Here is a 25,592-nt window from a genome sequence, read left to right as displayed (position 1 = left end):
TGGGGCAACATTCAAACCCCGAAATAGGGGGCGTTTACCGCTTTAACTCGTACGTGAAATGGGCGCCCGCGCTGCTATTCTGCTTTCCTGAGTGCATTTGTAGATGATTCTACAAGGCAATAACATGCAGGAGGGTAACATGAGTATTGGCGGTATCGGCGGCATCGACAGCAGCCGCATCCAGGCCATGATGGAGCAGTTGAAGGCGGCGGCCACCAAGCCGGAGTCGGCGGGACCGGTCGCCCCTGGTGGGCTCGGCAATGCCAGCGCGGTGGGCGGCAAGTCCGCGGTCAAGCTCGACTTCGCGGAAGCCTTGCACAATTCCCTGCAGGGCGTGAGCAACCGCTCGGCCGAGGCGCAGGCGCTGAGCCGGCGCTTCACCATGGGCGACGACACGGTCAGCCTGTCGGACACCATGGTCGCGATGCAGAAATCGAGCATCGCCTTCCAGGCGACGGTGCAGGTGCGTAACAAGCTGGTGTCGGCCTATCACGACATCATGAACATGCAGGTGTGATGCCGGCGGCGGGACGTCGAGCCAGGCCAGTCATGGCCGACCGTCCCATGGTGCCGGAGGCGCCGGGAGACTTCTGCGAGCAGGTCTCCGGGCGTCCTCCAGCGGTGCTGCTTCCTAGATCTGCTCGACGTTCCCGCCGGTGGGAACGCCCTGGCCGGACTTGTAGGCCCCCAGTTCCACGTCCCCGACGGGCACCCGGTTGGTGGTCGCATAAGCCACCTGGGCCGCCTGGGTGAAGGCGCCGCTCTCGACGTGCGACACGTGCGGCTGGGTCTGGCGCCGGTAGTAGGTGATTGCCGGCAGGGTGCCGGAACTGGTTTTCTGGGTCATGTAAAGAGGCATGTCATCTCCATAATGCCTGAAGAGCGAAGGGGTTGAAGGAAGCGCCGTGGCCGATGGCGTGCTCAGGCGCTTTTACCCATGGTGATCGGCACCACGGCGATGACCTTGGGCGAGTTGGTGTTGTCGGTGATGGTGATCGAGGTCTTGTCGGCGGACATCGTCACATCCTGGCTGAAGCTGCTGGCGCCTTGCGACATATTGGCCTGGGCGCTCCAGCAGAAGCCGCCGATGGAAATGCTGCTCGCGCTGTTCTGCGACATCTTCGAGAACAGCGCCTGGATGCTCTGGGTGTCCGACGTCAGGGTCACCGAGGGCTTGAGCACCACCAGCAGCTTGCCGGCGCGCAGGTTCAGAATGCCATCGGGGCCGAACAGCTGCTTGTTGGCCAGGGCCGAGGTCGGCGAAACCTGGTCGTAGAAGTCGGCCACGATGCTCGAATCGAACCAGGCCCCGGGGACGATCGAAAACAGCTGGGCAGCCTGCGCGGTATAGGTCATGGTCATGCCCTGGACCAGGCTCGTGTAATCCTGGGCGTCGCTCGATTGCGAATACGAGGTCGAGGCCGAACCGCCCCAGAAGAATGCGTCGTAGGTGCCGGACGCCGAGACGTCCAGGAAGCTGCTGACCACCAGGTTGCTGCTGTTGGAATCGTCGAGCTTGATGGTCATCGAGATCTGCGGCGGCGCGCTGCTGGCCAGCGTCTGGAGTGCGCTCACGTACCAGTCGTTGAGGCCGGGTGTGATGACATACGCCGGCTGCAGATTGCCGGATGGATCGGCGATGCCGTTGCCCGCCGCGGGGCTCAGCACCACCTTGGCCTGGGCGGCGGAAATGGTCTGGTAGTCCGGGCCGCCGACCTGCTCCAGGGCCTGGTTGTACAGGGTAACCTGGGCGGAGACCGCGTTCTGGGCACTGGTGATCACCTGGTTCCAGCCGTTCTGCTGATACCACTGGGTATAGGTGGACTGGGCCGACGGCGGCAGGCTGGACTGGGCCGTGTTGAAGGCGACCCAGGCGGTCATGCAATTGGTGGTCGTCGTCGACAGCGCCTTCTGGGCAGCGATGACCTTGGCCCCATAGCCGTCGGCGATCTGCTGCAGGGCCGGATTCCCGCCCTTGAGGGCGATGGCGAACAGGAAGGCCTTGTACTGGTCGTAGAAATTCATCGACGACGGCGCGTACGACGGCGACCATGCCGGCATGACGTTGGCCCAGTTCTCCAGCCCGCTTACCACGGTGCTGCCCGGCACCGGCGGGGTGCCGGCGGCAGCCGGCAGGCCGGTCACGTCCATGTACTGCCAGTCGGCGTTGGTGAGCCCGCCGGTAGGCATCAAGGTTTTCGGGTCGAGGCCGGCCCCGGCGCTCGACGAGTTCAGTCCCTGGACGAATTTTTGCCACATGATGCTTGCTTGATTGACAGCCATGATCGTTCTCCAGAAAGTTGCGAGGACTTCGTGTGTTCCCCAGTGGTTGGAATGGACCGGCGTCAAGCTGCCGGCCGGTGCGGCCGCCAGCGCGGTCCGCAGGCCATCTATCGCAAGGGGTGTGCCAGCGCCGTACGCAAGGCTGTCGCGCGCATGAAGAGGCGATTTCATGCGCGGCGCATGCGAACAGGGCGTTATGTGGCTGGTTTACCGCTTTCGGCATTGTCAAGGGAGTGTAAAATTGACTTCCTGTTTCCACGACATATACATCGCCAGGGACCCGGACATGGCCGCTGTGAGGACCGCGCATGCATGACCTCAATGACGCCCGTACGCTGACCGCGCCGTTGATGCACGCGGACGGCGCCGCCAGCCGTTTGCTGACCCTGACCATCCTCTGGCATCCGGACGCCGCCCGCATCGGCGAGCAGTGCATCGCCAGCGCGCCCGGCGGCGTGCTGGAACTGAGCCGCTACGCGCCGCTGTTCAGCCGTCCCGGCGCCGCAGGCCTGCCGCTCGGGCATGGCGCCATCTCGCGCGAGCCGCTGCGCATCGTGCGCGTCGACGACGGCGTCTCGCTGCAGGCGCCGCTGAGCCGCATGACCACCGAATTGAATGGCCGCGAGATCGGCGCCGGCGTGGCGCTGGACCATGCCGACCTCGAACGCGGCCAGGTAATCGCGCTGGGACGGACCGTGCTGCTGTGCCTGCACTGGAGTACGGTGCTGCCGAAAGCGAACGAGGTGCGCGGCCTGCACGGCGTCGGCAGCGCCGCCGTCATGCTGCGCGACCAGGTCCGCATGGTGGCCCGCAGCGATCTGCCGGTGCTGTTGCTGGGGGAAACCGGGACCGGCAAGGAAGTGGTGGCGCGCGCCATTCATGCGCTCGGCGCACGCGCCGACGCCAGGCTGGTGACGGTCAATATGGCGGCCCTGAACGAGTCGCTGGCCGCGGCTGAACTGTTCGGCGCGGTCAAGGGCGCCTACACCGGCGCCCAGGGCGAGCGCAAGGGGCTGTTCGGCGAAGCCAACGGGGCGACCCTGTTCCTCGATGAAATCGGCAACGCCCCCGCCTGCGTCCAGCCGATGCTGCTGCGAGTGCTGGAGGGCGGCGACTATCGGCCGCTGGGATCGGTGCAAGAACTGCGCTCGACCGCGCGCATCCTGGCGGCGACCGACCAGCGCCTGGACGGCTCGCACTTCAACCAGGCCTTGCTGCGCCGCCTGGAAGGCGTGGTCATCCAGTTGGCGCCGCTGCGCAGCCGGCGCGAGGACATCGGCGTGCTGATCCGGCAGCTGTATCCGGCCGACGATGGGCGCGTGGACCTGCCGTGTTCACTGGTGGCCGAACTGGCGTGCTACGACTGGCCGGGCAATGTGCGCCAGCTGGCGCGCGTCCTGCAGCGCGCCGCGCTGATGGTCAGGAGCGGCGTCACGCCGCGCTTCGACCAGCTGGTGCAAGAGCCGCCCGCGGCCGATGCCGGCAAGCTCGCGGGGGCGCGCGCGGCGCGCCGCAAGCCCTCCGCGCTGAGCGACGATGAACTGGTCGCGGCGCTGTCGCGCCACGGCTGGATCCTGCGTAGCACCGCCGAATCGCTCGGCATCTCCCGCCCCAGCCTGTACAAGCTGCTCGACCGGCACCCGTTGATCCGGCGCGCCGAGGGCATCGAGGCCGGGGAGATCGGCCGTGCCTGGGCGGGGGCGCAGGGCGACGTCGAGCGCTGCGCCGCGGCCCTCAAGACACTGGCCGCGCCGCTGCGCCGCCAGCTCAACAAACTGGGGCTGCTGGAGCGTTCAGGCGCGAATCGAACCGACCTGTAGCTCCGGATCGGGCACGAAATAGAACGAGGTGGTGCTGTCCGCGTGGGCCACGGTAAACGCGATGCTGAATCCCCACAGCCCGGTCGACGTGCCGACCTTGAGCTTCATCGTCTGGCTCAGGTCGATCAACGCGCCTTCCTCGAACGGCGCGCCCTTGGTCTGGTCGGACTGGGAGCCGGACAGCAACACCGATTGCACCACGGCGCCGCCGCTGTCGTCGGCCTCGGGCTGGATGGAGAAGGCGATGCTGTCGCTGGTGTGCACCTTGCAGGTGTCGATGTCGTCGGCGCCATCGAATTTCCAGCGGATCTGGCGGTCCGCCTTGCTGTAGTAGACCTGGAAGGTGTGGTCGGTGGTCGGAACTGGCTGACTGATTTCGCTCATGGTATCGCCTTTCTGGTGGAAGAAACGGACAGGATTGGGGCAAGGAGAGTTCACGGATGGCGGTAGCGCAGGTCGCGCCGCAGTGCCAGCAGGTCGGGCTCGGCGTCGATGAAGGCGGCGGGATATCCCAGCCGCCGGGCGCTGGCGATCGATTCCAGCGCCAGCTCGCGCTCACCCAGCAACTCACGCACCAGGCCGGCGCGGAACTGCACGTCGGCGCTGTCGGGCGCGAGCTCTGTGGCGCGCGCCGCCAGCTGCATGCCCGCGTCCCGGTCGCCGCTGCGGGCGGCGTACAACCCCATGCGCGAGACCAGGGTCGCATCGTGCGGCGCGCGCTGCAGGATGGGCGCGAGCAGGCGGCGCGCTTCGCCGTAGGCCTGGCGGGCCTCGGCCTCGCGTCCCGGAATCCAGAGCAGGGTATCGGCCAGGTTGGCCCAGTTGAGGTATTCGCCCGGCGCCCCGCGCACCGGCGACACCGCATGCTCGAAGGCGGCGGCGGCGCCGACGTAGTCTCCGCGCAGGAACAGCGCGTTGCCGAGGTTGGCGTACAGGGTGGCGCTCGGGCGCACCTGCAATCCCTGCTGCAGCACGCGCAGGGCCTCGTCGGCGCGGCCCTGGCGCAGGAGGGCGGCATTCAGGTTGGCATAGCCGGCGACCGCGTCGGGCTGCACGGCGATGCTGCGGCGGAAGGCCTGCTCGGCGCCGGCATGATCGCCGCGCTCGTAGAGCAGGCTGCCCAATTCGTCGAAGAACACGCGCTCGCGCGGAAAGCGGGCCTGGGCCAGCCGCAGCGTCTCGAACGCCTGCGCGTCGCGTCCGGCGTGGCGCAGCAGTTGGGCCTTGCCGTACCAGGCGAAGAAATCGGCCGGGTCGAGCTGCAGCGCGCGCTTGAAGGCCTGTCCGGCGCGTTCGTGCTGTCTCTGGCTGGCGAGCACCCAGCCGCGGGCGATGTGCGCCAGCGCCAGCTGATCGTTCAGCTTCATGGCTTGCTGGGCGCTGGCGTCGGCCTTGCGCAGCCAGACCTCGTCCTGGGTGTCGCCGCGGTAGCGCAGCGTCTGCACCAGCGCCATGCCGGCCGCCGCCGCCGCATGGCCGCCGTCGCCTGCCAGCACCGCGCTGAAGTGGCGCTCGGCCGCGTCCAGGCTGCCGGGACGGTCGAAATGCTTCAGGGCCGCCAGCCCCCGCTGCATCGCGAGCGCCGGCGAATCGACCGGCGCGGGCGCCGCCGGATGGACCGGCGCGGGCGCCGCCGGATGGACCGGCGCGCGCGCCGCGGATTCGGTCCCGAGCCGCCATATGCCGCCCGCCAGCACGAGCGCCAACAGCACCGCCGCCGGGCCCTGCCAGCGGCGGCGGCGCGGGGACGGCGGCGGATGCGGCGCTTGCAGGGACGCGATTTCGGCCAGCCGCTGCGCCACCTGCGCCATGCCGGGCAGCCGCTGCGCCGGCTGCTGCGCCGTCATGTCCCGGATCAGGGCCACCAGCGGCGCATCGATGGTCTCGGGATAGTGCCAGCTGGCCGAGCTCGACTGCATATGCGCGGCCGCCAGCGCCAGGCCGCTGAGGTGGCTGTGCGGGCGGGTTCTGGCCAGCAGTTCGTACAGCAGCACGCCGACGGCGTAGATGTCGCACAGTGCGTCGGCGCGGTGTCCGATCAGGCGTTCCGGCGCCATGTAGGCGATGGTCCCGACCGGCCCGGTCGAGTCGACCGCGCCGGTGGCCAGCTGGTCGCAGCGCGAGGCCAGGCCGAAGTCGAGTATCCGCACCTTCCCGGACGGCTCGATCATCAGGTTGGAGGGCTTCAGGTCGCCGTGCACCAGGCCTGCCGCGTGGGCATCCTGCATGGCGGCGGCGATCTGGCCGATCCAGTCGAGCGCCGTGGCGCGGGCGATGCGGCTTTTCTGGGCCAGCTGCCCGATGGTGCGGCCCTGCACCAGTTCCATCACGATCGACGCGCCGGACGCATCTTCTTCGATGGCATACACGGTGACGAAAGACGGGTGGTGCAGCGACGCCGCCATGCGCGCTTCATGCAGCGGGTCGGCGTGGGCGGCCGCATGGGCGGCGCGTTCGATGCGCTTGATCGCCACGCTGCGCTGCAGCTTGTTGTCCCAGGCCTCGTACACCTCGCCATAGCCCCCGGCGCCGAGGCGCGCGCCCAATTCGTAATGGCTGGGAAGCGCCGTGCTTGCCGGAAGCGCCTCCGCTGGCATTTCGCTGAAAGAGCAGAGCTTTGCGATCATGGAAAGTCGCGCATGGTTATCGGGTGGGGCGCCGGCGCACCTTATGCCAGGCGCCTGTCATGGCCGTTACAGCGATCTCGCGCGGTCAGCGGCAGGATGTTTTCTGCTACATGACCACCTGAAATTTCGGAACATCAAGATCAAGGTGCATAGTACGTAAAACCGGCTCCAGGGAAAATTTTGTCGGATTGACCGTTGATTTTTATCAAAAGCTGGCGATCCCAGCGCTCCCACAGCGTGCCGCCAGCGCCAGTTCCTGTGCTGGCGTAATACCGCCGGGTGCCATTGTGGTCCGGGATCGCCGGGCGTTTTCAGGCCGGCGTTGCCAGCTTCAGTCCGATGATGCCGGCCGCGATCAGGCCGATGCAGGCGATGCGCGCCAGGTTGGCCGACTCGCCGAACAGGACGATGCCCACCAGGGCGGTGCCGACCGCGCCGATGCCGGTCCAGATCGCATAGGCCGTTCCCAGCGGCAGCGTCTTCATCGCCTGCGACAGCAGGCCGAAACTGATCGCCATCGCCACCACGGTGCCGACCGTGGGCCACAGGCGGGTGAATCCTTCCGTGTACTTCAGGCCGACCGCCCAGCACACCTCGAACAACCCTGCCAGAAACAATACCAACCACACCATGATGCTCTCCTCGACTGGACGCGGCAGACGTTGCCGCTGATAAAAAGCGCATCTTATGTGAATCAGGGTGATGGAAAAAGTCAGCAGCTGTCAGTATGATTGATAGATGGCTTTCGATCTCGACCACTTGCGCATCCTGCTCGCCGCTGTCGATGGCGGCTCGTTCTCGGCCGCCGCGCGCGCGCTCGGGCGCGTCCCTTCGGCCATCAGCATGTCCATCGCCAACCTGGAAGCCGAACTCGGCCTGGAACTGTTCGACCGCAGCGGCCGCGAGCCGCGTCCCACCGACCACGCGCTGGCCTTGCTGCCGCAGGCGCGGCTGCTGGTCGAGCAATTGCGGCTGCTGAACCAGCACGCGCTGTCGCTGAGCCAGGACCTCGAGCCTTCGTTGACCCTGGTGCTGGTGCCCGAGCTGATGGCCGCCGCGCCCTGGCACGATGCGCTGCGGGTCCTGTCCGACGAGTTTCCCTTGCTGGAAGTGAATGTGCTGAGCGCCGCGCAAGCCGATGCCCTGGCGATGTTGCAGGATGGCCGCGCCGACCTGGCGCTGGTGTTCGAGCGCTACGGCATGGATCCGCGCGAAGGTTTCCAGGAAGTGGCCCAGGAAACCCTGGTGGCGGTGCTGGCGCCTGACCACCCCTTGCTGGCGCGCGTGCCGGCCGGCGCGATCCGCGACCAGCACCTGCTGGGCGAGCGCCAGATCGTGATGGCCGGCCGCCATGCCGACCAGGTCGACAAGCGCATCGCCATGTCGCGCCTGCAGTGGAAGACCGACAATCCGGTCGCCGCGCTGAGCCTGGTAACCGCGGGGCTGGGCTGGGCCTGGCTGCCCGCCGGCTTCGTGCGTGCGCCGCTGGCGGATGGCCAGCTGTTGCAAATCCCTTCCGCCAATTTCACCAACATCATGAAGTTGTTCGTCGACGTGGTGTGGGCGAACAGCCGTCCCCAGGGCCTGGCGGCACGCCGCTTCGTGACCCTGCTGAACGAGCGCCGCACGCATTCGTCCTGACGCGGTAGATGGAGGAAGCGCGGTCGACGCTGAAGGTTCAGGCGGCCTTGCGCCGGTGCACCGTGACCGGCATGTCGCGCGGACGCGGCTCGGGCAGCAGGGAAGCGAGGGTGTGACGGTCGAGTTCGGCCAGATAGGCGGCGGTGGCATTGCCCAGCACGCTCTTCAGGCCGCAAGCCTTGACCAGGCCGCACGGCGTGCCGTTGGGGTCGAAGCACTCGGCCATGTAGAAGTCGCTCTCGCTCATGCGTACGATGGCGCCGATATTGATGTCCTTCGGTTCGTGCGCCAGGCGAAAACCGCCGTTGCGGCCACGAATGGTTTCGATCGTGCCGTTGCGTGCGAGCTCGTTCACCACCTTCATCAGGTGGTTTTTAGAGATGCTGTGCAGGTCTGCGATCTCCTGGATCGTCACCAGGCGGCCGGGATTGCTGCCCAGGTGCAGCAGCGTGCGCAACGTGTAATCGGTGAAGGAGGTCAGACGCATGATCGCCCAAGTATAACGCATTCGCATGCCAGCCTATCGAAGCGCCGCCCGGCGCCTGCCGGCGCATTTTTTACATGGTTTAACTTGCCGGACTTAACTTGTCGTTCCAATATGAACGAACGGGTAGCGTGCCCGACGCAGCCAAATCAGGAGTACACCATGCCGACCATCCCATCCGCCGTTCATATCATCCACACCGATCCGGTGATGACCGCCGGCCTGCACGCCATCCTGGCCGACCGCCAGGAATGGCGCGTCAGCACCCACCCGAGCCAGCCGGAGGCGCGGCAGGCGGCGCGGGTGCTGGTCGCCGACTACGATACCGGCCTCGCGCTGGCGCGCCAGCCCGAGCACGCGGGCCTGCGCCGGCCCAGTGTCCTGATCGTCACCCAGCTCGACAAGGAATGGGAAGTGCGTCTCGCGATGGACGCGGGCGTGCATGGCTACGTGCTGCAGTCGTGCAGCCAGGACGAGCTGCTCGAGGCGGTCGCGTCGCTGGCCCAGGGCCAGCGCTACCTGAGCGAATCGGTGACGCGCAGCGTGGCCGATAGCCTCAGCCGCGAAACCCTGACCGGCCGCGAGACCGACGTGCTGCAATTGCTGGCCGAGGGCTGCTGCAACAAGTCGATTGCGCGCAGGCTGGGCATCGGCGTCGGCACCGTCAAGACCCATGTGAAGGGCGTGATGAGCAAGCTCGACGCCACCGCGCGCACCCATGCGGTGGTGGTCGCCACGCAGCGCGGCCTGATCCGTCCGGGCAGCGGCATCCGCAGCGCCTATAACTGATCGATCGGGATGCGGCCCTCGATGGTCCTGGGGCAAGCAAAAGAACACGACAGGCTCTTAGATGAGCCCGAGAGTCAGGGCCTTGAGCGTGGCGGCGGCGCGGGTCGAGCAATCGAGCTTGCGGAAGATGCTCTCGACGTGGGTGCGCACGGAGCCGGGGCTGATGCGCATGGCGCGCGCGGCCTCCTTGTTGCTCTCCCCGAGGCTGATGCGCTGCAAGACCTCGGCCTCGCGCGCCGACAGCGTGGCGCGCACCGGCGCGCCGGCGCTGCCGTTGGCGCCACCTGCGGCCCCCGCGCCCGCCGTTCCCGTTCCATGTGCCGGCGTGGTGCGAACGTCCGCCGCCGCGGCCAGCACGGCGTCGACTGTGGCGCGGTCGAAACGGCCGCCCGTCACCTGGGCCTCGAGCAGGGCGATAGCCGCCGCCGGCTCGTGGGCTGCGCGCCATGGGCGCGGCGAGCGCAGCGCCGTCCAGGCGGCGGCCACGCCCAGCAGGCGCTGCGGCGCGCCGAGGGCGCTCGCGTCCAGGCTGCGAAAGTAGCCGCTGCCGTCCAGCCGCTCGTAGACGTGCGAGGCCAGTTGCGCGTCCGGCCCCAGGCCGTCGATGCGGCTGCCGGCGCGCGCGGTCCAGTAGGGCGCCAGGCGCACCGCTTCCCAGTCGGCGGCGCTCAACCTGCCGCTGCGTTCCCACACCGTGTTGGTCACCGCCGCGCGCCCGATCCCGTGCAGCAGGGCGGCGCGCGCAACAAGGCGCTGCTGCGCCTCGGGCAGGCCCGCCAGCTGCGCCGCCTCCTGCGCCAGCAGCGCGACGCGGCGCGAATAGCCGGCCAGCCAGGGCAGCTTCAGTTCGATCATGTCGGCCACCAGGGTGAGCGGCGCCGACACCGGAAGAAAATCCGGCTGCGGCGATGGCGCTTCGGTGGACTCCAGCTCGTCGAGCCAGGCGCGCGCGTGCGGCGAAACGAGCGCCACCAGGCGCGCCGGATACTTGACGTCGCCCAGCTGCGCGATCATGTCCAGCGCGCGCTCGACGCCATGCACGCGCGCCAGGATCTCGAGGTCGCCGCCCAGCGCCGCGTAATACACCACGTTCGGCACTTCGTCGCCGCGCAGGCGGAGCGGAATGCCGCTGCCGTCATAGTGCTCCCACACGTGGCGCAAGCCGCTTTCGACCGCGGCCGGCAAGCCCATCATGGCGGCGATGTCGCCCGCGACTTCGCAGTGGACTTCGGCCAGCCCGGTGGTGTCGGAGAGGCGCGCCGCCTGCCGGGCATCGAGGGTGCTGCTCACCAGCGCGTGGCGCGCGCCGACGTCGTCGCCCAGCATCGCGGCGAAGCCGGCCGCGTTGGCGGTGCAGCCCGACCAGCGCAGCAGCGCCACCATGCGCGCATGCTCGCAGGCGGCGGCGTTGGCGCCGGCCGCCGCCGCCACGCGCGCGGCCAGGCGCGCGGCGCGCTCCGAACCGTCGATCGGCTGGCCCATGCTCAGGTCGCCGACGATGGCGAGCAGCCCCATGGCCTGGGACAGGGTTGCGGTGTCGTGGCCGTGCAGGGCAGCCGCGGGAAGCGACAGGGAGGGGGCGGATGCGCGCGCGGCCGGGTCCATCGATCGTCGTTTAATGGGGGGCATGTCCGATGCGGCGCCGGCGCCTGTTACACGGCGCCGGCGCCGCAGGCCGCCTGAAGGTTCAGGCCAGACCGGCGAGCTTGGCGTTGCGCTCGCGTTCGAGCTTGGTGATATAGCGCTGCACGGCCGCCAGGCCGCCGCGCGAGATGTCGACGAACTGGCAGCCCAGGCGGCGGCTGGTCTTGTGGTTCAGGAGGGTGAGGTCGAGCGAGTTGCGGATCTCGAGCGAGGTCGCGATCGGGCCGATCTCGGGCAGTTCGATGCGGCAGCCCTCGATCACGCGGCCGACGCTGGCGCCCAGCTGGAGCTTGTTGTCGAGCAGGGCGACGCCGCCGACGCTGATGTCGTGCAGCGGGAACACGCCCATGCCGCCGCCGGCGTCCAGCGGCACCGGCACCAGCGCGCGCACCGGATTGCTGACCGGGGTCGGCATGCGGTAGTACTCGCGCCGCTGCAGGCGGATCAGGGTAGGCGGGATGTCGGCGCGCAGGGCGGGCTCGCCGCGCCAGGTGGTGGGGCCCAAGCCGTCGGCGCCGAACAGGATGCGGATCTTGTCGAGCGTGGTTTCGCATTTCACGCGGCCGGCGGCCACGATGCGGTCGTTCTGGGCGCGGTCCACCGAGCGGTCCAGCACCACGGCGCCGCTGTCCTCGTCGACCGCCAGGATCGCGGTGACGCAGACGTCTGCCTCGCCCTTGATCAGCATGCGAATCAGCTGGTTCTTTTCTCCGATCTGGCGCAGCAGCGCCACGATCTCGCGGCGGGATCCGACTTCGTAGTCGTGCCAGTCTTCCAGTTCTGCTTCAATCATCGCTTGCATCTGTCCTTGCCGCTAATTCCGTTGGGAGGTGGGGCGTCGGATCGGGCGCGGGAGGCAACAGCCCACCATGTTGTCGAGCCGACTCTATATGATATAGCCATGCCAACAGTTCCGCAATTGCCCGATACAGGGCGGGCGGAATCTCGCGGTCGAGATCGACCTGCATCAGCAGCGACACCAGCTCCTTCGATTCGTGCACGAACACGCCGGCATCCTGGGCGCGCCGGATGATCTGCTCGGCGACCATGCCGGAACCCTTGGCCACCACGGTTGGCGCGCGCTCGCCTGCCCCGTAGGCCAGCGCCACGGCGTTCTGGCGCCGCCTGTCGGCCGATTCAGGCATCGCCCGCATCCTTCGCATCCGGCTTGCCGGCGCGCGCGCGCGCATCGAAGCCGGCCAGCGGCGTGCCCACCGCATCGAGGGCGCTCGCCAGTTCCGGCATGTGCTCGCGCAGCAGGCCGGCGGTGGCGTCGTCGGCCGCCGCGAACTGCACCTGCAGGCTTCCGTTCACCATGCGCAGCTGCGCCTCGAGTTCGCCCAGCTGCGGAAAGCGCAGGCGCAGGCGCGAGTGCCAGATGGCCTGCTCGCCGCCGCCATCGCCATGGGCCTCGCGCTGCACGTCCCATTCCATCGGCTGGCCCGGCCACAGCTGGCCCTTCCAGGCCAGGTGCGATTGCTCCTGGGCCGCCAGCTGCATGCTGATGAATTGCGCAGTCGCGGGATCCTGCGCATTTGGGCGTGCGCCGCCCTGCGCAGCCTGCTGCTGCGGCTCGTTCGCCAGTTCGGACAGGGGCAGGGCGCCACGCGCCCATTCGGCCACGTGCGATTCGTAGAACAGGCCGCTCTTGCCGAACGCCTGCTGCAGGCCGGCGGCAAGCAGGGCCGGATCGGTGCCGGGGCCGGGCGCCAGCGGCGCGCGGCCGACGATGCTCGAGAGCTGGCTGTCGGCCTTCTGGGCCGCGGCCAGCACGCCGGCCAGGGCCTGGGCGGTGGGACTCAAGGTGGTGTTCTTCGCCTCGGTGCCGCCGGCGAACGCTTGCGCGCCGAGCGCGGCGCCGGATGCCAGCAGGGCGCCGGCGCGGCCGACGGCGGCGCCTTCGCGGTACGACAGCGGCGCATGCGCGCCGTCGGCGTCTTCTTGCGGCGCGGGGCCGGCTTCGGCAAAGGCGGTCGTTGTTTGCGATCCGACCTGGAAGGTGGGGCGCGGATGCAGGCCGACCAGGGTCATCGGCACGTCGGCGCCGACCTGGGCGCCGGGAGGCAGCTGCATGCGGGCCTGGGTGTCGGCGAACTTGACGACGAAGGTGCCATCCAGCAGCCGGGCCTGGACCGCGCCGTGGATGGCCTTGCCCAGCAGCGGCGCGATCTCGCGCGCGAACGCCTGCTGGCGCGGATCGGCGGCCTGCTCGGCCGGCCGGGCCGCAGTGACAGGCGTGACGCTGCCGACGAGTTCACGCGGCAGCATCCAGCCCTCCCATCATCAGACGCCGTAGGCGCGCACGACGCGGCGTTCGGTCGAGGTGCTCTTCATCAGCGACGACAGGTGCGCCATCCATGGCGTGGTGAGGTCGCGGATCTGGCGGTCGGTGTCGAGCATGCGGCGGATCGCGTTGACCTTGCGCAGGCGCTCCTGGCCGCCCAGCGGCGCGCCGCCTTCATTCGCTTTCAACCGATTCGCATGGCGCGCGCATTCCTGCTCCAGTTCGGCCAGGCGGTCCCACTCGTTGGCGCTGGCCGCATCGAGCATGCGCTCGGTGATGCCGACCATGGTTTCATAGGTGGTCACGACTTCCTGTCCGCTCATCGTCATCGTCGTCATCTCTCTCAGGCGCTCATCAGGGTAGGGGCTTTCTGGATCGCGGGCGGCATCGGCTCGGCCGCGGCCTGCTGCTCGCCGATCTGGACCCAGGCTTCGCGCAGGTTCGCCATCAGGCCGTGAATCTCTTCGACGATGGCGGCGTCGTTCTTGATGTTCGCTTCCAGCAGGCGGCGGCTCATGTAGTCGTACAGGGCGTCGAGATTGGCGGCGATTTCGCCGCCGGCCTTCTTGTCGAGCGAGGCGCGCAGGCCGTTGTCGATGATCGTGATGGCCTTCGAGATCGAGGCGCCCTTGGTGGCGATGTTCGACGACTTGATGCCGTTGATCGCGCTGAGCAGGGCGACGATCACGCCGTCGTACAGCATGACCACCAGCTTGTGCGGCGAGGCCGAAGCGACGCCGGTTTCCAGGCCGACCGTGGCATAAGCGCCGACGCCGCGTTTAGGGGTTCCAAACATGTGATTCTCCAGTGATGCTCAATTAACCCCAGTTGGCCGACAGGGTCGCCAGCTGCTGGGTAAGATAGTTAGAGGTCGACTGCATCGAGGCCAGCATGGCGTCGAGCGCGACGAACTGCGCGCGGTAGCGCTTTTCCATGCTTTCCAGGCGCGTCTCGAAGCGCGAACGCTGTTCGGCAACCGACTTGATCGAGGCGTTCAGGCCGTCGGTCTTGCTCTTGAGCAGACTGTCCTTGCCGACGAAGCCGGTCGCCAGGTTGTTGAGCTGGTAGGCGAAGCCCTGCGAAAAGGTGACCGAGCCGCGGTCGCCCACCAGGCCGCCGGTGATCGACACCTGGATGCCTTCGGCAGACGAGCCGGGCGCTGCGGTCAGCGATTGACCATTGCCGGTGGCGGCGACGCCGCCGATGGTGCCTTCGACGTCCTTGCCCTTGGTCGGGGTCGCGCCGCCGAAGATGCTGTCGACCGGGCTGCCGCTGACGCCGGCGATCGAGATATTCGACACATCGCCGTACTTGCTCGACGACAGCGTCAGGCGGCCATCGTCGCCGACCGAGGCCTCGACCGTGTCGCCGGCGCCGGCGAAGGTGGAGTTGCCGTTGATCGCGGAGCGGATCAGCGCGGCCAGGTCGTCGTTGCTGTAGGTGCCGGCCTGGAGCTTGATTTCCTGCGTCTTGCTTTCGGTGACCGGGTCGGTCTGGTTCAGCGTGACGCGCCAGACGGTGTTCGGGGCGATCGTGGTCGAGCCGGTGAGGGCGGCGCTGCTGACCAGGTTGCCCTGGGTCGCCAGGCTGGTGATGCTGATCGCATACGTGCCCGGCTTGGTGGCTGCGCTCGACTTGTCGAACTTGATTATGTTGTCGGTGGTCGAGCCCATTGCCGCGAACAGGCCGCCGAAGTCGGCCGCGTTCTCGGTGATCGCTTTGTTGAGCTTGGTCGAATCCACCTTCAGGCTGCCGTCCTGCTGGAAACCGATGCCAATCTGCGTCAGCGAGTTCAGCTTGCCGCCGGTGCCTTCCATCACGGCGCTGATCTGGCGCCGCAACTGGCTCTGGATCGAACGCACGCTGGCGTCGCCCTGCAGGATCCCGCCCGTGCCGGTTTCGGCGTTGTAGCTGGTAAGGCCGGTAATCGTCTTGTTCAGGTCGTTGTATGCCTTGACGAAGTCGTTCACCGCAGTGGTGATCGCCGCCGTATCCTTGGACACGGTGAGCGTCGTGCTGCCGAGCGAGGTGACGTCCAGCGTTACACCCTGGATCGCATCCGTGACAGTGGTGCTGTCGCTCTTGATCTCGATGCCGTTCATGTTCAGCTTCGTGCTCTGGGCGCCGGCCGTCTGCGTCAGGTTCTGCACGCCCGCCGGGTCGTAGCCGAGCATGGCGGCAATGGCTGGATCGCCCGCATCGCCGTCCTCGCCGGCGACGCTGATCTTCATCGTCGTTGCCTCGCCGGTCTTGTTCGAGGTCAGCACAAGGTGGTAGGGCTTGGCGCTGCCATCCGACACGATGGTCGCCGTGACACCCATGTCGGCCTTGTTGATGGCGTCGCGGATGCCCTGCAGCGACTGGTCGCCCGCTTCCAGGGTGATGGTCTTGCTGTTGATGGCGCCGTTGAGCGAGAAAGCGGAGTCCAAATGGGAGCCGACGCTGCCCGCGGTAAAGCCGGCGGCAGCCGGGTTGGTGCCGCCGACCACGATCTGGTTGCCGTCGTTCGAGCGCAGGGTGACGCCGGCCGTCGCACTGAAAGTCGAACCCGCATTGGCATCGGCAGGGTCCTTGCCGATGCCGCCGCGCACGGTCCCGGTCACGGTCTCCGTGATGTCGATGGTCGAGCCGTCGGACGCGGTGAACTGCAGCGTGCCGTCTTCGGCGCTGCCGCTGACGGTGATGTTGGCGGCCGCCAGCGCATTGCGGGTGCCGGCGCTGGCCAGGGCGGTATCGAGGTCGGTCGCGGTCAGTGGCGCACTGCTGCTGTTCAGGCTGGCCAGCTGCACGCCGCCGACCGACAGCGCATAGCTGGCGCCGTTGTCCATGCTGACCTGGCCGAAGTTGTCGAACAGGCCGCTCTGGGTGGTGGTGGTGCCGGCGGTGGCGACGACGCCGGTCTTGTCGCTCTGTGCATTGATGGCCTCGGCCAGGGCGCGCGCGCTGCGCGTGGTCGGACCGGTGCTGATCGCGATCCCGTTCAGGCTCAGGGAGCCGTTGCCGATGCCGCCGCCTGCGGCGCCTGCGCCCAGCGCAGCGCCGGTGGCGCCGAACGTGCCGCCGGTGACGGTGCCGAACTGGAAGGTCAGGGTGGTCGGGGTGCCGGAACCGATGGTGGCGGTGGTGGTGGCAAAACCGCTGGTCTTCAGGCTCTGGGCCTGGGCCAATTGGGTCACGTTGACCTTGTAGCGGCCCGGCACGGCGCCGTTGCCGGCGGTGCCGGAAAGGATGTCCTTGTTGGCGGAGGAAGCGCTCAATCCCTGGAAGGTGGCCGGCTGGTTCAGCGACGTCAACGCGCCCTGGAACACGCCGACGGCAGCGCTGACCTGATTGAGGGCCGCCGCGCGGGCCTGGAATGCCGCCGTCTTCTTGTCATAGTTGGCAAGAGGCGCGGACTCGGCCTGCATCAGCTGGCTGACGATGGTGTTGATGTCTAGCGAGGTTGAACTGACGGCCACTTGTTTCTCCCGTGAAAGCGATATCGTATGTGATTATCGACAGAAACAAAGCGGACTTAAGAGCGGTAAATGCGGCTTTATTTTGATTTTGCTGAACAGCATCCGGTAACCGGCGCGGTATGCCGATGAAAAAAGCGCCACATCCTCGCGGATGTGGCGCTTCATGGCGGCGCTGGCGGTCAGGCGGTTTGCCGGATCAGCAATCCCTGCATCTTGTCGATCGACTTGGCCATTTCCAGGGCTTCTTCGGTGGGGATCTGGCGAACCACCTCCTTGGTGCTCTGGTCGATGAGCTTGACGACGACTTGCTTGCTATCCTCGTCGATCTCGAATTCCAGGCTTTGGGCCGAAGGCGGCATGGCCTCGTTGAGCTTCTTGACGGCGGCCGACACTTCTTCCTTGCCCGGTGCGGAGGCTGGCGCGTCGGGGGCCTGCTGGCGCCCCACGACCGCAGCTTGCCCGGCCACCGCGGCTGGACGTTCATCCAGCTTCGGTGCGGGCGACGAACCCATTGATTGGATCTGCATGTCGATTCCCCTAGTAAAAATTCCCCGGCTGAATTTCTTCAGCCGAGGAACCGCTTACTTCGCGTTGTCGTTACTGCCTGGGCGATCAGCCACGCAGCAGCGACAGGACGCCGTTCGGCAGCGAGTTGGCCTGGGCCAGCATCGAGGTGCCAGCCTGCTGCAGAATCTGACCACGGGTCATGTTCGCGGTTTCGGCAGCGAAGTCGGTGTCGACGATGCGGCTGCGCGATGCCGACAGGTTTTCGGTCGACGAACCCAGGTTCGAGATCGCCGATTCGAAACGCGACTGCAGTGCGCCGTATTCAGCGCGCTTGCTGTTGACCGAGGCTAGCGCTGCGTCAGCAGTCTTGATCGCCAGCTGGGCGCCGTCAAAGGTACTGATGTCGAGGTCAGCCACCGATTTCAGAGCCGATGCACCACTGGTAGTGCCGGCAGCCAGACCCCAGCCACTTGCATCCGTCACCGAGAAGCTCTTTTCCGAGTCCATGGTGATGGTTCCCTTGGCGGTAGCAGCGCCGCCGGCAGCTGCCATGGTTGCCGCGCCAACAGAGGTGCCATCGGTTTTGTAAGTGTCCAGGGTTGCGGTCTGGCCAACGGTGGTGTTGGTCAGCTGGATGTCATTGCCTTCCGCATGGGTCAGCTTGACGCCACCGGATTCGTCGTACGACGCGGTAACGCCGGTTTTGGCCGATTGCGCATTGAAGGCACTGATGGCTGCGGCATAGCCGTTCGCGTCCTGCTTGCCGACCGAGAACGAAATGGTGACCGCGTCGGTGGTGTTGTCGCCTTTCAGCGTGAACGTGTACGACTTGTCTGCCGTGGTAGCCTTGAGCAGTGCTTCGGTCTTTGCGGTGGCGGTCACGCCGGTGTCGCCGCTCAGCTTGTTGATACCTGCTGCAGTGGTCTTGGCCGTTTCGCCAGCACCGACGGTGTGGGTCTTGGAACCTTCCGAGCCATTGATCACCAAGGCGCCGCCGGTCAGGGCAGTGGTGCCAGCCGCTTTTGCATTGTTCTCCAGGCGGTTGTTGCCGTAGGTCGTAGTGTTGAAGTTCGCGCCCGTCATCGAGATCAGCTGGCCTGCGTTGGCGCCGACCTGGAAGTTCGCGGTACCCATCGAACCGTCCATCAGCTTCTGGCCGTTGAATTCGGTGGTGTTGGCGATACGGTTCAGTTCCGAGGTCAGTTGGGTGACTTCGGTCTGCAGGGCCTTGCGGTCGCTGGCCGAGTTCGACGAGTTCGACGATTGCACTGCCAGCTCGCGGATACGCTGCAGGATGTCGCCCGAGCTTGCCAGGGCGCCTTCTGCGGTTTGGGCCATCGACACGCCATCGTTGGCGTTGCGGGTGGCTTGGGTCATGCCCTTGATCTGCGACTGCATGCGATCGGAGATCGCGAGGCCGGCGGCGTCGTCCTTGGCGCTATTGATGCGCAGACCCGACGACAGGCGCTGGATCGAGGTGTTCAGGGAAGCTTGCGAGGACGACAGGTTACGCTGCGAGTTGAGGGATGCAACGTTGGTATTGATGACGGATGCCATGGTGTCTACTCCAGAGACGTGGTCTTTCAGGGTGCAGCGACCTTGCTGCTGTGTACTTTGGTCCGTCGCGCTGTTCCGCGACGTTCAAACCGCTGTTGTTGCTGGTAACGGTGCCCTATGGAAAAAGTTTAGGGCCACGTTTGAAAAAATTGAGAGTTTTCAAGCACATCGGCCAAGCATGGCGTCTCTTGGCGGCAATTGAATGAGGAACTTTAGGGATAAAAAAGTTTTTTTTGCAGGCTAAATTTGTTTCCGCAACTGGCCGGGCAGGGCTGAGCTCAGCTGATTTGTTGTCGCGCTTGCAGTGACCGATGGTCCGGATCAGGTCCGGAGTAATGTATATAGCTTGCTCATTTCCGCCCATCCGCTTTCGAACAAGGAATCCTTGACGCGATTGGAGTAGGCGGGATCATGCTGGAACCGGCGACACTGCATCTGCGCCGTCGCCGCCAAGGTGGCTAACGGTGGCACGTCGCCTGCCGTATTGCACTGCACGGCCAGCAGCGTGCGAAGCAGGCCAAAGCGCGCGATCAGGCGCAAGTAGCTTTCATAGGGATTGTTGCCGTTGAATGGAACAAGCTGGCTAAACATCTCATTCACAACATAATTCTCAAGAAACCATGGGGCCTCCAACAGCGCTTCATCCAGGCGTTCCAGACCATGCCGGTAGGCCGTGACCAACCGCTCAGCGCTGACCTGGCCATACACATCAGCTCCAAATTTGGACGCGATCTGTTCGATCATGCTCTTTTGGAAAGGCGATACGGTATCGAATCCTTTGGCAGCCCACAGTGTGGCAAAAACCATTGCTTGGGCTTCGTGATTTGGCTGGATGCTATTCAGCGTTGCTAATAGCTCGCCGTTTTCGATCAAGTGCACAAAATCGTTGATCAAGGCAGGGATAGTGGCCTGCTCGTTTCTGATGCAGAGATGGGTCAAGGCATCGCAGAACGTGCCAAGTATCGCAAGGCGCTGCCACAAGGCGAGTTCGCGCGTACGCATCAGGTTCAGGCAGAAAATCCGGGTTTCGACCATCAACTCGGGTGTCACACCGGCGCATTGGCTTACCTCGAGGAGCGCGGAGCCACGCAGATGGACCGGTGTCTCAACGAATTCGAATGCATCCTCAGCCAGCAATGCCAGACGCGCTGCCTCGGGGCACGACAAGGTAATCGTCTGCTCAACCTGGCCGTGGAGCCTGCGGTTAGTTCGAGGATAGGAATGGCATACATTGGGCAAATAGGATTCGCCCAGGTTCGACTGCACCGAGCACATGCCATCAGCGAGCGCAGGACACTGCTTGAGTTCACCAACCGGTCTGATGACAGCATAGCCGCCGTTCGATGTCATTTCATCCAGGCGCACGGTATTGGCGACCATGTTTTCGAGTGCGGGGACTGATTCCTTACGGTAGGCCTTGTACGTTTTCTTGTCTACCTGAACAATCCAGCCAGAACAGCACGTATCTTCGCAGCTCGGTCCAATGCAGCGGAAGCGCTCCACGAAGCGCGGCATGAGGGCGGACAGGGTCTGGGTGCGATGCAGGATGGGCATGGTCTGGACAGTCGATCTGGTTGGACATAACACCGCGTAGTGTATGCCAAGCAAGTCTTCCCTCAATCCGCGATCACCACCCGATTCTTCCCGCTATTCTTGGCTTGGTACATCGCCTTGTCGGCGCGCGCCATCAGCGACGCCTGCTCTTCGTTGGGCACCCGGAGCGCCACCCCGCACGAGAACGTGATGAGCATCTTCTCGTTATCGTGCAAGAAAAAGTGCTTGGTCAGCTCGCGCTGCACCCGCACCATCGCCGCCGCCGCCGCCTCGACCGTGGTCTCCGGCAGCAGGATCAGGAATTCCTCGCCGCCGAAGCGGGCGATCACGTCCATCGAGCGCAGCGTCTCGCGCACCACCTTCACCAGGTGCTTGAGCGCGGCGTCGCCCGCCATATGGCCATAGGTGTCGTTCAGGCGCTTGAAATTGTCGAGGTCGAGCAGGGCCACGCACAGCGGCGTCTTTCTGCGGTCGGCGCGCGCGCTCTCGCGCTCGAACACGTCGTCCAGGCCGCGTCGGTTGAGGCTGCCGGTGAGCTGGTCTTCGCGCACCAGTTCGCTCATATGCTGGAGCTCGGCTTCCAGCTCGCGAATGCGCTGCTCGGCCTCCTGCACCTCTTTATGCGCGCTGACCATGCGGTCGCGCGAGGCCAGCGCCTCGTCCTGGGCGCTGCGCATCTCGCGCAGCACTTCGTCGAGCACGCCGTTGATCTCGTTCACGTCGGTGGCCTTGCCGATGCGTTCCGAGAAGCCGCCCAGCCTGGCGTGGTAGTCGCTGGTGGCGGCGGCGGCCGAGCCGAGGCGGTCGATGAAGGTCATCATCATGTTCTTCATCGCCCCGCGCACGTCGTCGATGCCGTGCTTGAGGTGGCCCTGCTTGATGATCACGTCCTTCAGGCCGCGGGTGGCGTCTTCCAGCGCGCGCGTGTCGAGCGGGCCCTTGATCAGTTCCTGCACCACCAGCACCTGGCCGCGCATGTAGTTGTCGTCGTCGAGCAGGCCCTCGATATTGTCGAGCAGCAGGCGGAACAGGCGCAGCAGCAGGTCCTGCCGTTCGGCGCCGTCGTCCTTGCGCAATTCGATCTGGAAGCACAATTGCTTCAGGCGCGCCGCGATGTCCTGCAGTTCGGACTCGCCGACGGCGGTCTTGACCGCCGCGCCGAGCGCTTCGGCCTCGGCCGACAGTTCGGCGTCGCCGCTCAGCAGCGAGGCGCAGGCGAAGGACAGGGTGCGCGCCAGCATCTCGCGCAGCAGGACGGTGTCCGGTTCCTCGTCGCCCAGGGCCATCACCGGGGTGTTGCGGCGCAAATGACGCTCAGACATTTGTCCCAGCGCCTGGGTATAGCCGGTCCAGTCTTCCAGCTTGACCGCGCGCGTCATCCGGCGGCCGTACTCCGACAGCTCGCCCGGCGTCTCGGCCATGCGGCGCGCGAAGCCGGCCAGGACCTCGATCGCGCCCGAGTCCGGCGCCGGCGCGGGAGCTGCTGCCGGCGGCGCCGGCGGAATGCCGGCGATCTCGTCATAGATGGCGCGGTAATTGTCCGGCGTCGGCGCGATGCGGCGCGTGGCGAGGCGGCGGAACGCCTCGCGTGCGATTTCAGCGGGATTCGCAGCAGGATTCGCAGCGGGATTCGCAGCAGGATTGGCTGGCTGGTTCACGGCGGGCGCGGCGGGAGTGGACGAGATGGACATGGATTACTGCGCAATGACGAATTCGCGGGATTGGCGACATGATAATCAGCTTTTTTGCCATGCATCAATTAAAAAACAGTAACATAGTCCTTGAGCGCACCGGTTGCCGCCGCAGCGCAACGAAAATGTCACATTCAGTCCACCAAACCGTTACGGATGGCGTAGGTCGTCAGCTCGGCGCTGGTCTTGAGTTTCATTTTGACCAATAAACGAGCGCGGTATTCGCTGATGGTCTTGACCGACAGCGACAGCTCGCGCGCGATCTCGCTGACCGTCATGCCGGAGGCGATCATGGTCAGGGTCTGGTACTCGCGGTCGGACAGGCCTTCGTGCACCGCCGCCTCGTGGTCGGCGCCGATCGAGCTGGCCAGGGTCTGGGCCAGCGCCGCGCTCACGTATTTCTGGCCGCCCGCCACCTGGCGGATCGCCGTCACCAGCTCGCGCGGCGCGCTCTGCTTGGTGAGATAACCGGACGCGCCGGCCTTCAGCGCGCGGATCGCGTACTGGTCTTCGCGGTGCATCGACAGCATCAGCACCGCCAGCTCGGGCCGGTCTTTCTTTATTTGCTTGAGCACGTCGATGCCGTTGCGGTCGGGCAGCGAGATATCGAGCAGCATCACGTTGGCCTTGGACTTGCCCACCAGCCGGGCGGCGTCGACGCCGTTCTCGGCCTCGCCGGCGACATTGATGTCGCGCTGCTCGGCCAGGATCTGCTTCAGGCCCTCGCGCACGATGGCATGGTCGTCGGCGATGAAAACGCGGATGTTTACTTTGTCGGTCATTCTTCTTCTTGCGCTGCCTTGTGGGCCGCCGCCTGCTGCGCGGCAGGCCTGGATGCCAGCCTGGTCTTGATGGTCACCATCGTGCCACCTCCGGGCGCGGACGACAAGGCCAGCGTGCCGCCCAGCGCGCTGGCGCGCTCGCTCATGCCGCGCAGGCCGAACGATTGCGGCTTGAGGCGGTCGGCGGGCTGGACGCCGCGGCCGTTGTCGCAGATCGACAGGGTGAGCAGGTTGCGCTGGCGCCGCAGCGACACCGTGACCCGGGTCGCATTGGCATGCTTGGCGATGTTCGTGAGCGCTTCCTGGAAGATGCGAAACAGCGCGCTCGCATGGTCGGGCTCGAGCTCCAGGTCCTCATCGTCTCGATGCGGACAGCGCATGATGACGGCGATCCCCATCTGCTTCTCGAATTCGCGCGCCTGCCACTCCAGTGCGGCGACGATGCCGAGGTCGAGCGTGCTCGGGCGCAGGTCGAGCGAGATGCGGTGCACCGCCTCGATGGTGCGGTCGACCAGGCCGTCGACGTAGTTCGCCTTGTCGTGCAGGTCCGGCTGGTCTGGCGGCAGGCGCGCCGACAGCATGGCCAGCGCCATCTTGATCGCCGTGAGGTTGCCGCCCAGGTCGTCGTGGATCTCGCGCGCGATGCGGGTGCGCTCGTCTTCCTTGGCCTGCTCGATATGCGCGGTCAGCTCGGCCAGGCGCTCGCGCGAACGGTGCGATTCTTCCTGCTCCTGCTTGCTTGCCGTGATATTGGTCATGATGCCATCCCACTGTACCGCGCCGTCCTCGCGGGTATGCGGGGTGGCGCGCAGGTTGATCCACTTGACGTCGTTCCAGGCCGGGATGCGGATCCGTCCTTCCCAGTTCCAGGCCGCCAGGGCGGCGGCCGACTGCCGCATCGCCTCGTGGTAGGCGCGCCGGTCTTCCGGCAGGATCAGGCTTTCGAACAGCGCGGGATCGGCCTGCAGCTCGCCGGGCGCCAGGCCGAGCAGCGCGCTGCAGCCTTCGTTCAGGCAGGGGAAGCTGGTGCTGCCGTCGGGGTGCAGGACGAACTGGTAGACCAGGCCGGAGGTGGGAGGATGTTCGGTATGGAAAGGAGAGGGCAGGCTCATTGTTTTGTCTCGTCGCTTCTTTTGCGTGCACTGCTTTGGCTTGTCTGCATCATACGATAAAAGCGCGCGAATCCTGGCGCAGGCGACGCCAAGTCTCGTTACAATAAGGTCATGAATAAGGCATTTGTAAAAGAGTCCGATAACGACGACGACGAAGAAGCGTTGGCCCTGGCGCAGGCGATTCCTGCCGGCGCCAAGAATTACATCACCCCGGCCGGCTACCAGCGCATCAAGGACGAGCTGCTGCAGCTGATCGACGTCGACCGGCCCGAGGTGGTGCGCATCGTGCACTGGGCTGCGTCGAACGGCGACCGTTCCGAGAACGGCGACTACATCTACGGCAAGCGCCGCCTGCGCGAGATCGACCGCCGCATCCGCTTTCTCACCAAGCGCATGGATTCGGCCTTCGTGGTCGACCCGACTGTTCACTACGGCAACGACCAGGTCTTTTTCGGGGCCACGGTGAGCTACATCAACAAGGCCGGCGAAGAGCACACCGTCACCATCGTCGGCGTGGACGAGCTCGATCCTTTGAAGGGCAAGATCAGCTGGGTGTCGCCGGTGGCGCGCGCGCTGACCAAGTGCCGCGAGGGCGACGTGGTGCCGCTGCAGACCCCGCTCGGCATGGACGAATTGGAGATTATCTCGGTCGATTATCCCGAACCCGTGGCCGACTGAGTTCCGGGTTGGCTGCTAAGATGAGGTCATGAACCGACCTCACGACCCGGCGTCCGACCTGGACGCCCTGGCCGCGCTGCGCGCCGCCACTTCCGCACGCCACGAACGGCTCGACAGCGGCTTGCCGTTGTCCGGTCCTGCCCCCGACGTGCGCGACTATGCCACGCACCTGACGATGGTGCGCGACTGGCTGGCGCCGCTGCAGGGCTGGCTGGACGGCTTCGCCGACGGTCCGCAGACGGTGTTGCCGGCGCTCGGGCGGCTGGCGCTGATCGACGCCGATCTGAATGAGCCGGGCATGCCGCCGCTGTGCGCGCCGTCAAACCCGCGTGCCTGGCCGCAGGATGCCAGCGCCGCCTACCGCTGGGGCGTGGCCTACGTGATCGAAGGATCCCAGCTGGGCGGGAAGGTATTGTACGGAAAGCTCTCGGAACGGCTGGCGCCGCATCCATTGCGCTACCTGCGCGGGGCCGACGAAGGCCCGGGGCCGCGCTGGCGCGTGTTCATGCTGGCGCTGAAAGAACACGTGAAGTCGCCGGACGAGATTGCCGACGCGTGCGCGGGGGCGTGTGCGGCGTTTGATAGCATCCTGGCGCTGAGTATCGACAAGAAAGCCTGATCGGCTGACCACAGCTCGCACCCCGCAGCCCGCACCTTCAGCACGTCGTTCCCGCGAAGGCG

Annotated in this window: 25 protein-coding genes; 6 read left to right on the top strand and 19 right to left on the bottom strand. The window is 66.3% G+C overall.

The genetic code is table 11. The annotated features are described in order from the left end of the window. Positions 1-139: 139 nt before the first annotated feature. Positions 140-517, top strand: a complete 378-nt coding sequence (gene fliE, locus ABIB42_RS03305) for a flagellar hook-basal body complex protein FliE (RefSeq protein WP_005665880.1) — start codon at positions 140-142, stop codon at positions 515-517. Between the two features lie 114 nt (positions 518-631). Here the strand turns inward: fliE and ABIB42_RS03300 are convergent, their stop codons facing one another. Further along, a complete protein-coding gene (locus tag ABIB42_RS03300; protein WP_184239002.1) occupies positions 632-859 on the bottom strand; it encodes a hypothetical protein in 228 nt (75 codons plus the stop codon). Positions 860-921: 62 nt separating this feature from the next. Further along, entirely contained in the window at positions 922-2,283 is a 1,362-nt protein-coding gene (locus tag ABIB42_RS03295; RefSeq protein WP_219864976.1) for a hypothetical protein, read from the bottom strand. A 308-nt stretch (positions 2,284-2,591) separates the two neighbouring features. On the opposite strand from ABIB42_RS03295, the gene ABIB42_RS03290 reads away from it, so the two are divergent. Then, positions 2,592-4,103: a sigma 54-interacting transcriptional regulator gene (locus tag ABIB42_RS03290; RefSeq protein ID WP_429247894.1), complete on the top strand. Its 1,512-nt coding sequence runs from the start codon at positions 2,592-2,594 to the stop codon at positions 4,101-4,103. Here ABIB42_RS03290 and ABIB42_RS03285 read toward each other — a convergent pair. The 3 genes from ABIB42_RS03285 to sugE form a co-directional block, all read right to left on the bottom strand. After that, the gene (locus tag ABIB42_RS03285) at positions 4,077-4,487 is read right to left on the bottom strand and encodes a hypothetical protein (RefSeq protein ID WP_219864974.1); all 411 of its coding nucleotides are present in this window, start codon (positions 4,485-4,487) and stop codon (positions 4,077-4,079) included. The two genes, ABIB42_RS03290 and ABIB42_RS03285, sit on opposite strands and share 27 nt — an antisense overlap. A 50-nt stretch (positions 4,488-4,537) precedes the next feature. Continuing rightward, on the bottom strand, positions 4,538-6,649 hold the full coding sequence (locus ABIB42_RS03280; protein ID WP_219864973.1) for a protein kinase domain-containing protein: 2,112 nt from the start codon (positions 6,647-6,649) through the stop codon (positions 4,538-4,540). Positions 6,650-7,041: 392 nt separating this feature from the next. Beyond that, a complete protein-coding gene (sugE, locus tag ABIB42_RS03275) occupies positions 7,042-7,362 on the bottom strand; it encodes a quaternary ammonium compound efflux SMR transporter SugE (protein ID WP_184238993.1) in 321 nt (106 codons plus the stop codon). Between the two features lie 106 nt (positions 7,363-7,468). On the opposite strand from sugE, the gene ABIB42_RS03270 reads away from it, so the two are divergent. Further along, positions 7,469-8,371, top strand: coding sequence for a LysR family transcriptional regulator (locus ABIB42_RS03270; protein ID WP_005665889.1), 903 nt, complete (start codon positions 7,469-7,471; stop codon positions 8,369-8,371). Positions 8,372-8,408: 37 nt separating this feature from the next. On the opposite strand, the gene ABIB42_RS03265 is transcribed toward ABIB42_RS03270, so the two are convergent. After that, positions 8,409-8,858 (bottom strand): RrF2 family transcriptional regulator, encoded by a 450-nt coding sequence (locus ABIB42_RS03265; RefSeq protein WP_005665891.1) that lies wholly within the window; start codon positions 8,856-8,858, stop codon positions 8,409-8,411. Positions 8,859-9,017: 159 nt separating this feature from the next. Here ABIB42_RS03265 and ABIB42_RS03260 point away from each other — a divergent pair, with 159 nt between their 5' ends. After that, entirely contained in the window at positions 9,018-9,644 is a 627-nt protein-coding gene (locus ABIB42_RS03260; RefSeq protein WP_219864971.1) for a response regulator transcription factor, read from the top strand. Positions 9,645-9,701: 57 nt separating this feature from the next. Here the strand turns inward: ABIB42_RS03260 and ABIB42_RS03255 are convergent, their stop codons facing one another. The 13 genes from ABIB42_RS03255 to ABIB42_RS03195 all read right to left on the bottom strand — a co-directional run bounded on the left by ABIB42_RS03255 (position 9,702) and on the right by ABIB42_RS03195 (position 24,233). After that, entirely contained in the window at positions 9,702-11,249 is a 1,548-nt protein-coding gene (locus ABIB42_RS03255; RefSeq protein WP_429247925.1) for an HD domain-containing phosphohydrolase, read from the bottom strand. An 82-nt stretch (positions 11,250-11,331) separates the two neighbouring features. After that, complete coding sequence (locus ABIB42_RS03250; protein WP_429247893.1) at positions 11,332-12,081, bottom strand: flagellar brake protein; 750 nt, start codon at positions 12,079-12,081, stop codon at positions 11,332-11,334. Then, entirely contained in the window at positions 12,074-12,433 is a 360-nt protein-coding gene (locus ABIB42_RS03245; protein WP_429247892.1) for an EscU/YscU/HrcU family type III secretion system export apparatus switch protein, read from the bottom strand. Before ABIB42_RS03245 ends, ABIB42_RS03250 begins: the two co-directional genes overlap by 8 nt. Continuing rightward, positions 12,426-13,556 carry a flagellar hook-length control protein FliK gene (locus ABIB42_RS03240; RefSeq protein WP_005665899.1) on the bottom strand — a complete coding sequence of 377 codons (1,131 nt, stop codon included), beginning with the start codon at positions 13,554-13,556 and terminating at the stop codon, positions 12,426-12,428. The genes ABIB42_RS03245 and ABIB42_RS03240 overlap by 8 nt, the downstream gene beginning before the upstream one ends. Positions 13,557-13,571: 15 nt before the next feature. Then, a complete protein-coding gene (locus ABIB42_RS03235) occupies positions 13,572-13,910 on the bottom strand; it encodes a flagellar protein FliT (RefSeq protein ID WP_229409760.1) in 339 nt (112 codons plus the stop codon). 5 nt (positions 13,911-13,915) lie between these two features. Then, positions 13,916-14,368 (bottom strand): flagellar export chaperone FliS, encoded by a 453-nt coding sequence (gene fliS / locus ABIB42_RS03230; RefSeq protein ID WP_005665903.1) that lies wholly within the window; start codon positions 14,366-14,368, stop codon positions 13,916-13,918. Between the two features lie 22 nt (positions 14,369-14,390). After that, complete coding sequence (gene fliD, locus ABIB42_RS03225; RefSeq protein ID WP_219864968.1) at positions 14,391-17,030, bottom strand: flagellar filament capping protein FliD; 2,640 nt, start codon at positions 17,028-17,030, stop codon at positions 14,391-14,393. 179 nt (positions 17,031-17,209) lie between these two features. Beyond that, positions 17,210-17,557, bottom strand: coding sequence for a flagellar protein FlaG (locus ABIB42_RS03220; RefSeq protein ID WP_005665907.1), 348 nt, complete (start codon positions 17,555-17,557; stop codon positions 17,210-17,212). A gap of 85 nt (positions 17,558-17,642) precedes the next feature. Then, positions 17,643-19,094: a flagellin gene (locus ABIB42_RS03215; RefSeq protein ID WP_005665909.1), complete on the bottom strand. Its 1,452-nt coding sequence runs from the start codon at positions 19,092-19,094 to the stop codon at positions 17,643-17,645. Between the two features lie 321 nt (positions 19,095-19,415). Further along, on the bottom strand, positions 19,416-20,648 hold the full coding sequence (gene fliB, locus ABIB42_RS03210) for a flagellin lysine-N-methylase (RefSeq protein WP_005665911.1): 1,233 nt from the start codon (positions 20,646-20,648) through the stop codon (positions 19,416-19,418). A 62-nt stretch (positions 20,649-20,710) separates the two neighbouring features. Beyond that, on the bottom strand, positions 20,711-22,339 hold the full coding sequence (locus ABIB42_RS03205) for a GGDEF domain-containing protein (protein WP_429247891.1): 1,629 nt from the start codon (positions 22,337-22,339) through the stop codon (positions 20,711-20,713). 134 nt (positions 22,340-22,473) lie between these two features. Beyond that, positions 22,474-23,121, bottom strand: a complete 648-nt coding sequence (locus ABIB42_RS03200; protein ID WP_005665914.1) for a response regulator — start codon at positions 23,119-23,121, stop codon at positions 22,474-22,476. Continuing rightward, positions 23,118-24,233 (bottom strand): ATP-binding protein, encoded by a 1,116-nt coding sequence (locus ABIB42_RS03195; RefSeq protein WP_429247890.1) that lies wholly within the window; start codon positions 24,231-24,233, stop codon positions 23,118-23,120. Before ABIB42_RS03195 ends, ABIB42_RS03200 begins: the two co-directional genes overlap by 4 nt. Positions 24,234-24,344: 111 nt before the next feature. Here ABIB42_RS03195 and greB point away from each other — a divergent pair, with 111 nt between their 5' ends. Both greB and ABIB42_RS03185 read left to right on the top strand, forming a co-directional pair. Then, positions 24,345-24,911, top strand: coding sequence for a transcription elongation factor GreB (greB, locus tag ABIB42_RS03190; RefSeq protein ID WP_184238970.1), 567 nt, complete (start codon positions 24,345-24,347; stop codon positions 24,909-24,911). 28 nt (positions 24,912-24,939) lie between these two features. After that, entirely contained in the window at positions 24,940-25,530 is a 591-nt protein-coding gene (locus tag ABIB42_RS03185) for a biliverdin-producing heme oxygenase (protein ID WP_429247889.1), read from the top strand. The last annotated feature ends 62 nt before the right edge of the window (positions 25,531-25,592 follow it).

This window comes from Massilia sp. UYP32, assembly GCF_050434365.1.
Classification (GTDB): Bacteria; Pseudomonadota; Gammaproteobacteria; order Burkholderiales; family Burkholderiaceae_D; genus Telluria; species Telluria timonae.
This window is presented reverse-complemented; position numbering and strand designations above follow the sequence as displayed.